Origin of the sequence: Anaerosporomusa subterranea (genome assembly GCF_001611555.1) — a bacterium.
Lineage (GTDB): Bacteria > Bacillota > Negativicutes > Sporomusales > Acetonemataceae > Anaerosporomusa > Anaerosporomusa subterranea.
Window position 1 is genome coordinate 34,943 of record NZ_LSGP01000005.1, and the last position, 17,071, is coordinate 52,013.

The window sequence follows — 17,071 nt, forward strand, 5'->3', positions numbered from 1 at the left end:
CCATTGAGATAGATAAACTTGATAGCCAGATATCAATAGTTCGAATTTTACAAATTACCCTATACACTCTATACTGATGCCAGGAAATCCTCATAGTCAACGGGCATCGATTTGCGTGAAAATTGAAACATTATTGAAGGGAGGTTTTGAGAAGTTCATATCAGTATGCAATATGGCAATTTTTTTACTGACATTAAGGAGGCTATGAAATGTCCACATTAGCTATTGCTGGATTTTTAATGGTTGTCGTCTTCATGTATCTTATTATGTCTAAGCGGATGTCGGCAATGACTGCCCTTATGCTCATCCCGGTTATTTTCGCTGTTGCTCTAACAGGATTTAATCCTAAGCTTGGAAAGATGATGTGGGACGGCGTGAAACAAGTGGCCCCCACAGGAATTATGATCTGTTTCGCGATTCTGTATTTCGGCGTAATGATTGACGCTGGTCTGTTCGACCCGCTCATCAACAAGATTCTGCAAGCTGTTAAAGGCGATCCGGTCAAAGTTGCGGTCGGCACGGCACTGCTCGCTATGATTGTTTCACTCGACGGCGACGGATCAACTACCTATATGGTAACCTGCTCCGCGATGCTGGCAGTACACAGACGGGTCGGGATGCACCCTCTCATTTTACCGTCGATCGTACTGATGATGAATAGCGTCATGAACATTATCCCCTGGGGCGGTCCTACTGGACGCGTCTTAGCTGCGCTGAAAGTCGAAGCTGGCGATGTATTTGTTCCGCTGATTCCCGCGATGGCTCTCGGCTCTCTCTGGGTCATTTTCATTGCCTATAGATGGGGCAAAAAGGAACGGGCAAGACTGGGCGTACACCCAGAAGCTGCTGCAGCAATTGGTGAGACAGCCGCTTCTGTGACGGTTTCCTCTGATCCTGATGCAGAAAAGCTGAAACGTCCACAGATGTTCTGGGTTAATCTTGGTTTGACAGTGTTGCTAATGGTCTGCTTGATCAAGGAAGTCCTGCCACTAGGCATTCTGTTCATGATCGGCACCGGTCTCGCCCTGCTGATTAATTACCGCAGTGTTAAAGAACAAAATGAACGCATAATCGCTAACGGAGCTAATGCAATACCGGTTGTCGCCATGGTATTTGCAGCCGGTATCTTCATGGGGATTATGTCAGGCACGAAAATGGTTGATGCTATGGCGCAAACCCTAATCGCCGCTGTGCCAGCCTCTATGGGTCCGCATTTTGCGTTCATTACCGCTTTAGTCAGTTTACCCGGCACATTCTTCCTAACTAATGACGCCTTCTATTTTGGGGTTCTACCAGTACTGGCCAAAGCTGCTTCTACCTATGGTATTAGCGCCCCACAGATGGGCATCGCCGCCCTCATCGGCCAGGGTTGCCACCTGCTAAGCCCACTGGTTCCCTCCACGTATCTACTGGTTGGCTTGAATAAAGTAGAATTCGGTGACTTCCAGAAATACGCGTTGCTGCCTGCAATTGGAATTTCGCTGCTCTGGCTGGCATATGCTGTGGTGTTCGGATTGATCCCGCTATAACAAATTCCCTAAGAAGGGCAACAGACAACTGTCTGTTGCCCTTCTTTTCTATCATTATATAATTTAGATTGGAAATTTAAAAGGACTAACCGGATACCCCGGTCAGTCCTTACGTCAATATTAACTAGCTAGTGATTTTCTGTTTGTCCTTGTTCTGCAACAACAGTCTTCTTGCCAATTTCATTGAAACAGAAGTTCAACAGGACGGCCAGCAAACTGCCAACCGTAATACCGCTATGCAAAATCAACTGCGCCCAACTCGGGAAATGCTGATAAAATGTCGGCACAGCCAGTGGAATCAGACCAACCCCAAGACTGATAGCCACTATCATAGCATTGCCATTGCCTTCAAAGTTTACTTGCGCCAAAGAACGAATACCGCTGGCAGCAACCATACCAAACATGGCAATACCTGCGCCGCCCAATACCGGAGTCGGAATAGCAGCAACAACAGCCGCGGCTTTGGGGAAAAGTCCGAGCAACATCAGAATGACGCCAGCCGAGACGATAACAAAACGGCTGCGCACACCGGTTAGGCTGACCAGGCCGACGTTCTGGGCAAAAGCGGAATAGGGAAAAGTATTCATGATCCCGCCCAACAAGGTGGAGAATCCGTCAGCCCGCAGGCCGCGCACTAAGTCTTGCTGTTTCACTGGTTTGCCGACAATCTCACCAACAGCTATGATGTCCCCTGTCGTCTCAGTCATGATGACTAGCATCACCAGAGTCAAGGAAAGGATAGACGGCAGATCAAATATCGGCATACCGAAAGCGAAAGGAGTGGCTACTCCGAACCAGGCTGCTGAAGCTACTCGGGAAAAGTCGGTTATTCCTAAAGCCACTGCAATTACCGTACCGACTATTAATCCCAGCAGGACAGAAATGTTGCTCCAAAATCCTTTCAGGTAGCGGTAGAAAATCGTCACCAAGACCAACACTGTAAGTGCTAAACCAATATTTTGCACACTGCCGAATCCTGGCGTTCCCGGAACGCCGCCACCAGCCCATCGCACGGCGACAGGTAGAAGCGATATACCAATGATCGTAATGATCGTTCCAGTAACGACTCGTGGGAAGAAGCGGATAAGCCGCCCAAAGTATGGGCTAATCAGATAAGCGATTAAACCAGCGACAATGACTGAACCAAAAATACCTTGTATACCGAAGTTCTTGCCAATCAAAATCATTGGCGTCACAGCAGCGAACGATACCCCTTGCACGACGGGCAGCTTAGAGCCCATATTCAAAAAACCAAATGATTGAATGAGAGTAGCTATGCCAACTGTGAAAAGATCAGCATTAATCAAATAGATCAGTTGATCTTTTGATAAGCCTAACGCATTAGCAATGATGAGTGGAACAGCCACGCAACCAGCATACATGGCCATGACATGCTGCATACCATAAGCGCACAGTTTCCCCAGAGGTAAAATCTCGTCTACTGGATGAACGTTTTTTTCTTGTTGCATGCTTACACTCCTGTCTTTCCTTCAGTTATTTGCTTGGTTTCCGGAAGATTCATCGCTATATAGACTCTCTCCGGCGTTGCTGGCAGGCGGGTAATATTTGCCCCCACCGCATTATAGATAGCATGGGTGATGGCTGGCTGGGGAGTATTGATCACAACCTCGCCAACCGATTTGGCACCAAAGGGACCTGTAGGCTCATAGCTTTCTTCAAACGCGACGCGAATAGAACCGATATCTTTGCGGCAGGGAATCTTATATTGCATAAAGCTGTTTGTCTGTAACTTGCCATTGCTACCATATATTACGTCTTCAAACAATGCCATACCAATACCTTGAACGATACCGCCTTCAACTTGGACTTTGGCCAAATTAGGATTGATTACCGTTCCGCAATCCACGACAGCAACATAGTCAATAAGTTCCGTCTTACCCGTCTCGGGATCGACTTCCACTTCGGCGAAGCCGGCAATAAACGGTGGCGGCGACACAGGGCTACCATAGCTTGCATGACCGGAAAGCTGCCGTTTGCCTGGCCCGACAACAATTTGCTCGGACAGCTTTCGGAGAGAAATTCGCTGCTCGTCACTAGCGGTTCGTAACAGCTCGCCATCGAAAGCCACCTCGTTGACCGTGACGTTAAACAATAGTGCTGCTTGTTCGATAATTTGTCGTTTCAGCTCTTCGGATGCTTTGACAACTGCCATCCCGGTTACATAGGTGGTGCTTGACGCATACGATCCAGGATCATAGGGAGATATATCAGTATCAGCTGCGTTTACGATGATATTTTCCAGTGAGGTTTCCAGCACCTCAGCTGCCATCTGACCCAAAATAGTGTCACTGCCTGTCCCCATATCGGTCGAGCCGAGAAGCAGAGTATAGTTGCCATCGTCATTAAGTCTGATTTCAGCAGAGGCAGTATCAATACCCGCGATCCCAGAACCCTGCATGGTAACCGCCATTCCGAGCGCTCTTACCTTGCCGTTAGGCAATTCTTGTCGAGGATATTTGCTATCCCATTGGATTAGCTTCTTGCCTGTCTCAATACAGCGATGAAGAGACGAGCTGCCCAATTTCTTTCCCTTATAAACGAGGCTGGATTCGCCTTCGCGAATTAGGTTCTTTAACCTGATCTCGGTTGGGTCAATACCCATTACTTCGGCCAATTTATTGACAGCTGACTCAAGAGCAAAGGTGCCTTGGGTAGCTCCATATCCTCTCAATGCACCGCCAGGCATTTTATTGGTATAGACGACATGGCCGCCAAACGCGACCGCCTTTGTTTTATTATACAACGGCAGTGTCTTATCACCGGCAACGGAAAACACAGTGGATGCGTGTTCACCATAGGCGCCTGTATCTGAAAGCCCTTGGATGTCAATAGCGCGGATATAACCTTCAGGGTCTGCCCCAATCCGAACCTTGAGACGCATAGCATGTCGGCTAGTTGTACAGCTAAAGGTTTCTTGACGCTCGTAAACAATCTTTGCCGGTTTGCCAGTCTTCAGTGTAACCAGTGCAGCGAACATTTCGACAGCGCCGGTTTGCTTACCGCCAAAACCGCCGCCAATCCGCGGCTTGATCACCCTGATTCGACTTGCAGGTATCTGGAGGGCACGGGCTAATTGCCGTCTGACATGAAAAGGAATTTGCGTTGAAGTAACAACCACCAGCCGCCCAGTGTGATCAAACTGTGTGAAAGCTCGAAACGTCTCCATCATAGCATGAGCCTGAGCCTGCGTGTAGTAGGTTTCCTCCACCACAACCGCGCACTGCCGAAGTTCTGCTTCCACATCACCTACCCGTACCTGGTGGGTTGAGACAATATTGCGAGCCGCATCCATGCCAATATCGAAATTACAGTGAACATCCGACTCAGAGTGAATGACTGAACTATGCCCCAGAGCAGTCTCAAAGTCAAGGACTGGCTCAAGCTTCTCATAATTGACTTTAATTAGTCTCATTGCCTGCAGCGCGGTTTTCTCATCAATTGCGGCAATGATTGCCACTTCATCGCCGACATAACGGACATATTCATCAAGAATCAATCTATCATAGGGTGAAGGCTCTGGATAAGACTGCCCAGCCAGGGTAAAGCGTACTTTGGGAACATCTTGATGGGTAAAGACGCATTCGACTCCCGGCACAGCTAGTGCCTTAGAAATATCAATAGCCTTTATCCGTGCAAAGGGATGAGGACTGCGCAAAATCTTGACAACTAATGCATTGGCAGGCGCCAGGTCCTCTGTATAAACCGGTTGGCCGGTAGCAATCGGAATTGCATCGATTTTTGGTATGCTTTTGCCGACAGTATTCATGCTTCAACAACCCCCAGGTACTTTTTCACAGCCCGAAGTTGTCCCATATAACCTGTACAGCGGCACAGGTTTCCTGTCAGATAATGAATAATGGCTGCGTCATTGATCTCCGTTAATTCGCGTTTCATTGCTAAGACGGTCATGATGAAGCCTGGGCTGCAGAAGCCGCATTGCTCGGCCCCCTCAGCCGCAAGAATCTTGGCAAATTCCTCGGCTTCTTCGCGCACACCTTCAATGGTTACAATTGACTTTCCCTGAACCCGAAACGTAAGCAGAGTGCACGACAATACCGGCTTTCCATCGACCCATACGGTACACAACCCGCAGCAGGAGGTATCACAGCCACGGCGAACACCGGTCAGCCCATGGTTGCGCAAGCTATCGATCAACAACTCGTCACTGGCAGCCTCAAGAATCACTGGTTTCTGATTAAGAATAGTTTCTACTTTCATCGAATTGCCTCCCGGATCGCCCTTTTAACTAGCGTTTGACACATCGCACGACGATACTCTGCGGTACCGCGCATATTTGTGCCAAAGGACAATTCTAGCGACGCAAGTTTCGCCGCCTGCTCGATAGTAGCATCAGATAAAGCCTCCGCGTTCAGCAGCGAGGCCGCCTGCAGTGCAAGAGCAGCTCTACCCGGCCTGGCCCCGACTGCGATGCGCCACTGATCTTGCGAGCATGCTACCGCAACATTCAAGACCGGATAATCGCTGGCCGAATTCCGCAGACATTGGTAAGCCGCCTGACAATCATCCGCCTTGATGAAGACGTTTGTTAGAAGATCACGTTCGAAAGGGCGCATTAAAAACTCACTCAGTTTCATTCTACCGCCCTTATAGAGCAATACTTGTGTATCCAATACCAACAAAGCGGTTAGAATATCGGAAAACCCATACTTTGAGAAAACCGAAGCGCCAACTGTGGCCAGATTCCTAAATTGAACGCCAATAATATTAGCTGTAGCATTGGTCAGAAGGCTAGAAAATCGCTGCGTTAAAACCGGATTGGTTTCCAGATCTCGCAGACTGGCTGACGCACCAATTTCGATAAAGCCGTCTTTCTCCTGAATTAAGTTGAGTCCTAAATGCGTCAGGTCTATGCCTGTATCAATTCTTTGCGATCCTAATTTCAAGAAAGCACAACCGCCCAATATCGCGTTTGTCCTTTTCTGTATCAATAGCTTGTAAGCTTCCTCAATCGTTTGAGGCTGCGCCACACTACGCAATGTGAACATCGTTCTCCTCCTGACAAACAAAGTCATCGAACCTGATGGATTATTTAAATGCTTTAGAAGTCTATAAGAAATATATCATAATAATCGATAATTTGTCGAACGTTTTTTCAATAAACCACTCAATCGTTCGTTAGTAAATATAAGAAATTGTGGCACGATTTTGGTGATATTTGAGATACGCCCATTGTACGCTGAACTCAAGCGTCACTAACGATATACGAGCGCCACAATACATGAACGTACAGCACAAAGATCGGTTAAAGTGAATCGAAGAACGCAAAGGGATTTTATATATTAAATATCCGCTTTACGGCGCAAGAAAAGCCGCAACGCGTTTAGCATTGCGGCTTAGAATCTTAACGTATAAAGTACGTTGCACTATTTAAGTAAAGTAGCCGCCAGTTCCTCTACCGTTTGGACGATTTGTTTCGGAGCAGCTTGCCGCAATTCTTCCTCAGAGCCATAGCCATAGCCAACCGCGATTGCATCAATGCCATTGGCCTTGGCACCAAGTATATCGTGTTTACGATCGCCTACCATGATAACAGACTCACAGTTCACATTCCCAATCTCAGATAAGGCAAAAGCGATGACCTCACTCTTCTCGACGCGGGTGCCATCAAGATTGCTACCGATCACCTGGGCAAAGTATGAGCTAAGACAGAAATAGTTGAGGATCTTTACCGAAAAGACTGTAGGCTTTGAAGTAGCAACAACCAGTTTACTTCCCTTCGCCGTCAGTTGTCCAAGCAATTCAGGGATGCCCGGATATACCGAATTCTCATATAGACCGACTGTGGAAAACCTTTCACGATAATATTCGATTGCTTGTATCGCTTGCTGCTCGTCCATCTGATAAAACTCCATAAATGCCTTTGCAAGCGGCGGCCCGATGAAAGGTGTCAGTTTGTCACAATCAGGCTCTTCGATTCCCATTTTCGCAAGCGCATATTGCACACATTTTGTGATACCAGGCTTAGGATCAGTCAGCGTGCCATCAAGATCAAATAAGATGATTGGATACACAATAGTCCTCCTAAAAATAAATTCAAGGAGACTCATATTAATCTCCTATGTACATAGTACCAGAGAAGGTTAGCCTTTGCGTGAAATAATCTCTTCCAGTGCAACCTGAAAGTTGATATCATCGGCTGCTTGCCGCTTCTTAGGCCCTTTCGTCCGGTTGCCGCCACGGCGAAACTTCGCCTTAGCCTCCCGCTCCTCAAGTAGGAATTCAATCGTCTCCGGCTTATACTCCCTACCTGATGGACTTAAGCAAACCGCCCCTTTTCCAATCACCAGTGCGGCGAGACCCCAGTCTTGGGTCACGACAATATCACCCGCTCGGGTAAGATTAGCGATTTTAATATCAGCTTCCTGCGAATTATCACCAACTACAATATGATTGGGCGACTTTACTACATGATTGAAATTGGCCACCGTGAAAATCTCCAATCCATAGCTTTCAGCCAGTGTTATACAACCAACTAATACTTCCTTGGGACAAGCGTCAGCGTCAATAATAACTCTCATTTTGGTCTCCTTGTTTCTGATTAACATCGCCGTTTCATCTGCCAGGTGGTATAATGGAATAATCATTGATGAAACAGGTGACGAACTATGTCGTTCTTACATGCGTTGCAAGGTGTACTAACAATTATGATCATGGTCTCAGTCGGTTATTTTCTAACCCATAAAGGCTGGTTTACTGATGACAGCAAAAAACTGTTGCCGCGCCTGGTAAACTATGTTGCCTTACCTACCTATATGACCTGGAATCTGATGACAACATTTAGCCGCGAGAAGCTGCTCGCCATGCTGCCTGGCGCTATTGTCCCGTTTATTGCTATGCTAATTAGTTTCGTAATCAGCTATGTCCTTTCTATTATACTGAATATCCCTGTTGGACGGCGAGGGACTTTTCGCTCCATGTTTTTTGTATCAAGCGCTATCTTTGTAGGACTTCCTGTAAACCTAGCCCTTTTCGGCGATGCCGGTGTCCCTTTTGTGCTCCTATACTTTTTAGCGAACGCGGCTCTCTTCTGGACCTTAGGCGCCTATTCGATCAGCACAGACGGAAAACTATCGGGAACCCCTATTTTTAGTTTAACTACGCTGAAAAACCTATTTTCTCCCCCATTAACTGCATTTACGATTGCTACAATTTTGATTTTAGCGCAAATACCGTTACCCGATGTTTTGGCACATACGTTTAAAAATCTAGGTAGCATGACAACGCCTCTATCAATGTTGTTTATTGGCATCATCATCTACAGTTCTAACTTGCGGGAAATTAAATTCAGCAAAGACATGTTCGCCTTGCTTATCGGTCGATTCATTATTTCACCGCTAGCCATTCTTTTGGTTGCGTCTTTTTTTCCTATCCCTGATTTAATGAAAAAGGTCTTTGTTATCCAATCAGCTATGCCTGCCATGACACAGACCGCCATCCTCGCTAAAATCTATGACGCCGATGCGGAGTACGCCGCAGTAATGACTTCGGTGACAACTCTTGCCGCTATGTTAGCAATTCCGGTATATATGGTTTTATTATAGCTCTCATTCTCCAAAAGAAATACTTGTAATTCCTGTTGACCGATAGTACAATGTATACATACTCGGCCAACCAACCAGAATGGGCTTTACGGTGATGCCAGGAGGACCGCATCTTTCGAAGAAAAAAGAAAGAGGCAAGAAATCTTGGCTGGATTTAATTCCGCCCCGAGAAGCTCTCACTAACCGGATGTCCGCCTCAATTTATGGAGGTGCATTCGAGTGACTGTTCAAGAGATTTCTCTTCTCGCTCTCGTCTCGATTGTATGGACGGTTGTATTATCTCGCCGTGCTTACAAACTTCTCGAAAAAGAACAAGACTAGACGTAGCAATTGTACATCAAAAGAGTCACTAGGACAACCTAGTGACTCTTTTTTTCCCCCCAGACTTAAAAGCGATAGGGATGCCTATTAACAAACTCTGCGTACTGAAAATGAATCGCAGCTAGTATAGCGCCAACTGTATCACAGATTAAATCCAAGTCAGTATCAAGCAGGCTTGGTTGGCCTGGTAATACTGGATTACCGAAGCTATCAACCAGAAATTCCGCAATTTCATATAGTGCGCCTAAGCTTATGCCTAGTGAAATAATCAAAATACAATTTAGAATGTGCGGCAGCGGAGAACTCAATCGCTGTACCACTAATACATAAGCAAACAGAGAGAATGCATAGGCCCCAAAAATATGCAGCAGTTTATCAAATATCGTTGACGTAACATAATAGCCAAGATAATAGCCAAAAAAGCTGTCAAAAACGATAGTTAGCATAACAGCTGTCCGTACATAATTGCTTATGGAGAAAAAGCACCTAGACTCGAGCCAAACGTAAGCAAACCAAGCAACAGTTGTCGCCGCGACGCTGCGGATAAAAGCAGGATATCCTTGGTTCGCAAGCCCCAGCATCAACGCTATCTGTATGGCGAGAAAAACACCGTCCAGTATCTTCCTCAACAAATTCTGGTTTACCCCCTGGCTGCCTACATTCACCAACCGGACACTCCTTTCGAATCGCAAAGAGACTCACGAATAGTATGTCCGCTAGAAGGATAAAGAAGACTTGATTCAGGTAAAGTTTATATGAATTCCATTCCTCAGATGAAGTAACCGTCAGTCCTTTCTAAGATTAAACCCGAAGATTCTAGCGGATTTCCGGAAAAAATAATCAAGCTCTATTGATAATCTTTCCAGTGCAGAGTATAATGTATACATACTCGGCCAACCAACCAGCATGGGCTTCACGGCATTGTCAGGAGGACTGCAATTTTCGAAAAAAGAAAATTGCAAGAAATCTTGACTGGTTTTGATACCGCCCCGCGAAACTCTCACTAACCGGATGTCCGCCTCATATTGTTGGAGGTGCATTCGAGTGAATAATCAGGTAGCTATGTTTCTCGCCGTTTCGTCTATTGCTTGGGTAGCTGCATTATCTCACCGGGCTTATCTATTCTTGAAAAAGTAATAAGCCTTGACGCAACATTTACACATCAAAAAGAGTCACTAGGTTAATTGCCTGGTGACTCTTTTCTTTATTGACAAACTTTCTTAACCAGCTACCGTGATTAACTCTTCAGCTAGGCCGTTTAATTTGCGCGACATATCATTCAATTCTTGCGTCGACTCTGCTACTTGTGTAATGGCGCTGGCAATTTGCGAAATCATCGAAGCGATTTGCAGCATTTGCGTCCTGGTTGAAGCATTGTCTTCCTGCACAGATTTAATGATACTTTCGATGCTTTTTATCGATTCAGCCGTCGTCCCGGACAGCTTTCGGATCTCTTCGGCAACCACTCCAAAGCCTCTCCCTTGATCACCCACCCGCGCGGCCTCAATGGCGGCATTTAATCCCAGCAAGTTGGTTTGTCCGGCTATCGACTTGATAAACCCTAACACTTGGTCGGTCTCTTTAACCCGCGTTTGCGAGGTTTCCAACGTTGCCGTCAAAGTACGGCTAGCAGCGGCAATTTCTTCCGTCTGAGCCGATATCTCCTCAGATGTGCTAGCAATTGTCGCGATGTTCGAGCCAATCTGTACCGAAGCTTCTTTTAGCAACTCATAACGAGCGGTGGCCTCAGATATAGTAATAGCGCCAATAACCTGTTTCGCTTCATTATAAATTGGACTGCCAATACCCACATAAGGAACCCCGTATAGTGAGGCATCCATTTGGACAACAATCCGGCGTTTTTCGTGGATAGCGCGATACAATGCACTGCCAGGTTTAACAGCATCACCTGGTTTTACCCGCAAATCCAGGGTACGGGACGGCCGGTAAAAAATATATGTTTCTAGATTTGAAATGCAAACTCCAACATCGGCCATCTGCATATCATTTAACCCGGACAATACATTGACGTACTGTTCCAAAATCTGCTGATCCGAATTTTGCATTGTGGAGCCTCCAATACAAAGATTAATTTACACCAATTATAAGATGCAAGACATATAGCGTCAATCGTTTAATATACATACAATTTAGAATTATTAAATAGTTAGCTTTAAGTATAAAGCAAAGAAGCTCACCTCCGCCAAATGCAGGAGCGAGCTTCTTACTCTATTAGCCTGACCCTTAATCTCCCTACCCTAAACACGCAGCAGCTAGCTTGTCAACCCTGCGCATCGCCTTGATTACCATTTCGGCGCTAACTGCAAAGGGCATGCACGACATCGCTTTAGCCTCGACAGCCGCCTGAGCGGCGATAGCCAGCTCATCTGCCGAAAGATCGGCAATCTGACTAATCATCGTCGGAATGCCGCAACAGGCTGCAAGCTTGATCTCATCGATGAGTTCGTCGTCTGAGCGGTCTTCTAATGCCAGCAGACACAGGTTCCCATAACCGACAATTGAACCATGCGCAACCTGGTGGGTAGCCGGAATTTTGGTAAGACCATTATAGATAGCGTGGGCGGCGGCATTGCGCAATGTATCACCGCCAAAAATCGAAGATAAACCGGCGAGCAGGATAATCGCATCCACTACAGAGGCAAACTCACTACTAAGGGTTTTTCTCTCTACCGATTTACGGGCTTCACCACCAAAGCGCTGGATGATATTATAGCAAATTTGCCCATTGCTAACAGCCGAGATCGTAATACTGTTAGCTGGCAGGCGCACTGCAGCCGCCCGTAATTCATACATTTTCGCCAAGGTGTCGCCCATACCTGCAATTAGCCACATAGCTGGGGCACCGAGAATAACTTCTGTGTCAATGACTATAGCGGCCGGGCAATCTTCCAAAAATAAATTGCCAGCAAACTCGCCTTTTACATTGTACAGCACTGTTAGAGGCGTAGCTGCTGCACAAGTAGCGGCAATTGTCGGTACAGTGATTATCGGCAAGCGGCATTCCGCCGCAACTGCCTTACCTGTGTCGAGAGCTTTGCCGCCGCCTACCGCAAGGATAAAGTCAGCCGACTGCTCAACCGCCTGTTTGGCCAGTTTACTAATGTTCTCTTTAGTAACTTCGCCGCCATACCATGCGACTGCTATGGTTTGTACGCCTGACTCCTTAAGACTGGCAAAAATATTTTCCTGCGTCTTGGACAAAGCCGTTTTGCCGCCGATGACAAACCCTTTCGTGCCGCTTGGTTTACAGGCCGCACCTAAGTGTAGGCGAATAGCATCCGAACCGCGAAATACTTTAGCCGGGAATGGCAATCGGTCAATGCTCATTGTCTTCTGCCCTCCAAGTATTAAATCCGAGGTCGCCGAGATTGCCTGCTTCGTCAAACGCCATTTCGGCAGCTTGACCGACAATTGTTATGTCAGCGCAGGCTTGCGCCTCGGCTAGCATTGATTCAGAAACGAACGCTCGCTCCAGATGCAGACTATTAGGAATTCGCATCATGCGGAGTTTGCTGATATCTGGAACATTGCATGTTTTCACCGCCCCCTGAATAGCAAGCTGGTCGTTATCCATGATTAATGGAATCCGGCCAGATTCGGTCGCTGTCGATGTCAAGTTGTTAGCATATGTAAAGTCAAAATTAATTTTGTCAAACAGCCGGCGTGTAGTTAGGTCGGCTAAGCCCATGCCGCAGGCATTGCCGTGACTGTTGTTGGTAATATCCAGCACCACCAGCCGTTTGGGCGGCAGAGCGGCGGGAAAGACGCAAGTCGTCGCAGCTCGCCCAATAGTATGAGAATCCATGCCGCCGCCAGAGAATTCTTTTCCTAGTTGGTCGACAATCAGCACATCGACTGGTTGCAGCAGTAACTTGGGCATATTCGCTTTTGCTTCGCTCAGTAGCCGCTTATCCGCCTCGATAATTGCTTCTGAAGGTACAACTTCAATCTTAGCAATCCGGTCATAGGCGTTTTCGACTGTGCCAATACCGAACAAAAACGGCATGCGTTTTAGTTTGATTTTGGTCATTGCAACAATCATGTCAGCCATGTGGTTAAAGCCATAAGTATGACAGGAATCAGCGCCTTTTTGCTTGCCAAGACCAATGGCGATGATCTTGGTCAAGCCGCTCTCAACCGGACCGCTGAATGCATTGTGCGCCTTAACCCGATTGATCACAATAATGCCATCCGCTTGGCTGGCTTGTTTATCCATCAGTACCGCCAAACCATTGTCAAGAACCCCAAGTTCGACAACGTCCATGGAGGAGATGATCGGACAGCCAGCAGTCTCCTCGGTTACGCCGAGACTGGCCAGCACCTGTTTTTGTCCTTCAGCGGTGGCGCCGCCATGGCTGCCCATAGCTGGCACAATAAAGGGAATGGCTCCAAGCCGTCTGATCTCTTCAATAACCACCCGAGCAATTAACGGAATTTCCGCCATGCCGCGGCTGCCGACAGCCACAGCGATCTTCATGCCTTTGCGGATGCGATTACTGATATCCGGTCGGCGAATCTGCTGTCTGAGCGTTGCAGCCGGATCGGCAAGTTCAACCGCCGAAAACCGCTGGCGAATAGGAATCATTTTCGGCAATGCCACATTCTGCAATATTTCTTTGACAATGCTCATTACTGTAACAGTCCCATTCCAATCAGTACCTGACGGAGTTTACTACGCTCTTCCTGTGTCATCGGACCTACCGGCGCCATGCAAGGTCCTACATCAATGCCAAGCAGAGCCAACGACTCTTTAATAACCGCCGGGAATGTGCCGATGGCAAAGGCATGGCGTAAAGGCGCCAGAGTGAACTGTGCTTCTAATGATCCTTTCAAATCGCCTGCCATGAATTTATCATAGATATCGGCGCATAGCCGAGGGGCGACGTTAGCGCAGGATGCGATCGAACCAGCCGCTCCATAGCATAGCGCGCCATAAATCAGCGTGTCGCGCCCCATCAGTACATTAAAGTCATCCCGACCCTGCGTCAGGCGAATATACTCGGCTGTTAGGGTCAAGTCGCCACACGAGTCTTTGATACTGACGATATTAGGGACTTCCGCCAGTTTCGCTACTGTTGGCGCGGCAAGATTCACACCAGTTTTGGGAGGATTGTTGTAGAGCAGCACAGGAAGCGACGTGCTGGCTGCAACGGCTTTGTAGTGTTCGATAAGCTGATCCTGGTTCGGAGTAATGAACATCGGCGTTAGAACAGATACCGCATCAATGCCGCAGTCCTCGGCCAATTGGGTCAGTATGATACTCTCCCGGGTTGTGATTCCATTCGTTCCGGCATACACTGGCACCCTGCCGTTTGCCGCGTCGAGAGTAACTGAAAAAATCTCCCGTTTTTCTTCTGGCGTTAGTCCGTAGAACTCACCGGTCGTTCCAGTGATGAAAAGCCCATGCACCCCGCCGTCAATCAAAAAGTTAACTAACTTTCGCATGGCAGGTTCGCTAAAATTCCCTTCCTGAGTAAGCGGAGTAACAACTGCCGGAATAATTCCGTAAGGCTTAAACATGGTCTTATTTGCTGTTGCTTTACTCATCTTCAACTCTCCTTTTCACTCTACCAATTACCCCGGGCGCCCATGCGGGCTGATATCCGATTCGCACAATTCATTAAGCCTGGCACATATTCTAAAATTTTTTCGCGAGGGTATTTGCTAGTTGGCCCTGAGATACTAATCGCAGCAACAATCTCGCCACTGGCATTACGAATCGGCACAGCTACACAGTTAATCCCGTTGCTCAATTCTTCAAAGTCAACTGCGTAGCCTTGCAAACGCACCTTCTCCAGTTCTTCCAGGAACTCGACCTCGTCAGTAAACGTGTTCATAGTCAAACGAGTTACTCCTTGGCGAATCACTTCCCTGGCGATCTCAGGCGACTTGCAGGTCAAAACCTTGCCTAACGCCGTACAATGGATCGGCCGTCTCATACCGATGTGAAAATAAGCGTAAGAAGAGTACGGGGTCTCGGCTCTAGCTACATATACCACTTCCTTCTCATCGAGGATAGCCAGATTCACGTTGACGCGCAGCGAGTTCGATAATTCCTCCAGATATGGCAACCCGATGCGTCGAATTTCGATGGAGTTGAGAACAATGCCTTCATACTTTAGAAATCCTCTGCCCAGCGAGTAGCTAGATTCATTTTGTTCAACCAAATTAAACTCTTTTAATGTGTTGAGCATGCGGTGGGCGGTCGCCTGGTTAATTCCTGTCATCTGGCTGATATCCTTTAGCCGCAGTCTCGTCTTATCATAGGAAAAGCAGTTAAGAATCGTAATTGCTTTAGTAATACTGCCGTTTAACATATCTTTATTGGTATCTGTCATTAAAATCACCACCAACCGTAACATAGTCGCATCACCATTACTGATTTACCGGACCGAATTCTTTAGCCAATTTAGCGATTCGTTCTAGCCGGGAGAACTTCATGCCAGGCGGCGCCGTATCGGCAATGCTCAGAATCAAGTGATCACCGGCTCCTATCTGCACAAACAAATCATCCAAGAATGCATCAAACTCGTAGTCGGTCATGGAATTTTCCAATACCGAGACTGACGGAATGCCGCCCCAGATGGTTATCTTACCATCAAATACTGTTCTGATCTCTTTCAGTGTCAGCGAAGTCATGGGCGCCGGGCAGACAGAATCCGCAATGTCGATCTGACCGGCAAGAAAATGGGGTAGCAGCCCCTTGTTCTCGCCGTCAGTGTGACTCAGAAGAAACTTACCAGCAGCACGACATTTCATCGCCGTTTCAGCCAAAGACGGAACAATGTGTTTCTTCACAAATGGCGGCCAGGTTAACTGTACATCATAGTTGGTTCCTGACTGGATAATATCCGCCGGGCTATTGATGGCAACATCAATAACTTTGTTTATATATGGCGTCATGCGTTCAGCAAGGCGCACTAATTCATCATAGTGGTCATGATACTCACAGAAGAATAGATCATAAGGCAAGAGCTCGTGCAGAATATGGTGCATGGCTGAAGCCCCCATGCTGGCGGTGCCGACAACTAAAGCGCGATCGCCAACTTCTTCCTTTAGCCGGGCAATACCTTCGTAATTGGGGTGAACCTCCGCGTTTTCAAAAATGTAGGCAACTGCCTCATAGTCATTGACGCTCTTAATAGCATGCTCGCTGACATGTGATAGGGTTATGCCAGCTTTACGCATTGATTCATCATAAATAACCTTTGTTCGAATGTTGCCATAAGGGGTCAAGTATTCAACAATAGTCGCATCGCCTTGGTACGAAATGTTACGTTTGATGTTGCGGAATTTAGGATGATGCGGTTTTGTGCGGCAACGCCAAATGCCCAACGCCCGATCAACAATATCTGTCGAGTCGTCAAATAGATCACGGTCTGCAGTCACCGAATGATAACCCACATCTAAATCGTCGAGGATTTGAATTAGAGTAGCATTACGATATTTATCCGGCAGAGTTCCCTTATATTTGTTCGCTTTATACCATAAATCCAAGCGCGGCACAAACGGGATACAGTCAGTCGGACGACCTTGCAAAGTTGCCAGCATTCTTTCCCGATAAGTCATCATTTCTATTCGTCCTCCAGATAGCGTATTTAAGACCGTGACCTGCGG

General features: G+C 47.1%; 15 protein-coding genes. 2 read left to right on the plus strand and 13 right to left on the minus strand.

Annotation, left to right across the window (positions count from 1 at the left end):
- Nucleotides 1-209: 209 nt before the first annotated feature.
- Nucleotides 210-1,529, plus strand: coding sequence for a CitMHS family transporter (locus AXX12_RS01980; protein WP_066237410.1), 1,320 nt, complete (start codon nt 210-212; stop codon nt 1,527-1,529).
- Nucleotides 1,530-1,657: 128 nt separating this feature from the next.
- Here AXX12_RS01980 and AXX12_RS01985 read toward each other — a convergent pair whose 3' ends face one another.
- The 6 genes from AXX12_RS01985 to AXX12_RS02010 all read right to left on the minus strand — a co-directional run bounded on the left by AXX12_RS01985 (nt 1,658) and on the right by AXX12_RS02010 (nt 8,089).
- On the minus strand, nt 1,658-2,998 hold the full coding sequence (locus AXX12_RS01985; RefSeq protein ID WP_066237416.1) for a nucleobase:cation symporter-2 family protein: 1,341 nt from the start codon (nt 2,996-2,998) through the stop codon (nt 1,658-1,660).
- 2 nt (nt 2,999-3,000) lie between these two features.
- Complete coding sequence (locus AXX12_RS01990) at nt 3,001-5,316, minus strand: xanthine dehydrogenase family protein molybdopterin-binding subunit (protein ID WP_066237420.1); 2,316 nt, start codon at nt 5,314-5,316, stop codon at nt 3,001-3,003.
- Nucleotides 5,313-5,768 (minus strand): (2Fe-2S)-binding protein, encoded by a 456-nt coding sequence (locus tag AXX12_RS01995; protein ID WP_066237423.1) that lies wholly within the window; start codon nt 5,766-5,768, stop codon nt 5,313-5,315. The genes AXX12_RS01990 and AXX12_RS01995 overlap by 4 nt, the downstream gene beginning before the upstream one ends.
- Nucleotides 5,765-6,556 (minus strand): FAD binding domain-containing protein, encoded by a 792-nt coding sequence (locus tag AXX12_RS02000; protein WP_066237426.1) that lies wholly within the window; start codon nt 6,554-6,556, stop codon nt 5,765-5,767. Before AXX12_RS02000 ends, AXX12_RS01995 begins: the two co-directional genes overlap by 4 nt.
- 378 nt (nt 6,557-6,934) lie before the next feature.
- Complete coding sequence (locus tag AXX12_RS02005) at nt 6,935-7,582, minus strand: HAD family hydrolase (RefSeq protein WP_066237429.1); 648 nt, start codon at nt 7,580-7,582, stop codon at nt 6,935-6,937.
- Between the two features lie 69 nt (nt 7,583-7,651).
- Nucleotides 7,652-8,089, minus strand: coding sequence for a YaiI/YqxD family protein (locus tag AXX12_RS02010; protein ID WP_066237432.1), 438 nt, complete (start codon nt 8,087-8,089; stop codon nt 7,652-7,654).
- 87 nt (nt 8,090-8,176) lie between these two features.
- On the opposite strand from AXX12_RS02010, the gene AXX12_RS02015 reads away from it, so the two are divergent.
- Nucleotides 8,177-9,112 (plus strand): AEC family transporter, encoded by a 936-nt coding sequence (locus tag AXX12_RS02015; RefSeq protein WP_066237437.1) that lies wholly within the window; start codon nt 8,177-8,179, stop codon nt 9,110-9,112.
- Nucleotides 9,113-9,498: 386 nt separating this feature from the next.
- On the opposite strand, the gene AXX12_RS02020 is transcribed toward AXX12_RS02015, so the two are convergent.
- The 7 genes from AXX12_RS02020 to AXX12_RS02050 form a co-directional block, all read right to left on the minus strand.
- Nucleotides 9,499-10,098 carry a hypothetical protein gene (locus tag AXX12_RS02020; protein ID WP_066237440.1) on the minus strand — a complete coding sequence of 200 codons (600 nt, stop codon included), beginning with the start codon at nt 10,096-10,098 and terminating at the stop codon, nt 9,499-9,501.
- Between the two features lie 555 nt (nt 10,099-10,653).
- On the minus strand, nt 10,654-11,499 hold the full coding sequence (locus AXX12_RS19950) for a methyl-accepting chemotaxis protein (protein ID WP_066237441.1): 846 nt from the start codon (nt 11,497-11,499) through the stop codon (nt 10,654-10,656).
- Nucleotides 11,500-11,686: 187 nt separating this feature from the next.
- Nucleotides 11,687-12,781 (minus strand): iron-containing alcohol dehydrogenase family protein, encoded by a 1,095-nt coding sequence (locus AXX12_RS02030; RefSeq protein ID WP_066237443.1) that lies wholly within the window; start codon nt 12,779-12,781, stop codon nt 11,687-11,689.
- A complete protein-coding gene (locus tag AXX12_RS02035) occupies nt 12,771-14,084 on the minus strand; it encodes a nickel pincer cofactor-dependent isomerase, group 22 (protein WP_066237445.1) in 1,314 nt (437 codons plus the stop codon). Before AXX12_RS02035 ends, AXX12_RS02030 begins: the two co-directional genes overlap by 11 nt.
- Nucleotides 14,084-15,001, minus strand: a complete 918-nt coding sequence (dapA, locus tag AXX12_RS02040) for a 4-hydroxy-tetrahydrodipicolinate synthase (RefSeq protein WP_066237451.1) — start codon at nt 14,999-15,001, stop codon at nt 14,084-14,086. The genes AXX12_RS02035 and dapA overlap by 1 nt, the downstream gene beginning before the upstream one ends.
- A 20-nt stretch (nt 15,002-15,021) precedes the next feature.
- Nucleotides 15,022-15,816, minus strand: coding sequence for an IclR family transcriptional regulator (locus tag AXX12_RS02045; protein ID WP_231881756.1), 795 nt, complete (start codon nt 15,814-15,816; stop codon nt 15,022-15,024).
- 13 nt (nt 15,817-15,829) lie between these two features.
- Entirely contained in the window at nt 15,830-17,026 is a 1,197-nt protein-coding gene (locus AXX12_RS02050) for a uroporphyrinogen decarboxylase family protein (protein ID WP_082816653.1), read from the minus strand.
- Between the last annotated feature and the right edge of the window lie 45 nt (nt 17,027-17,071).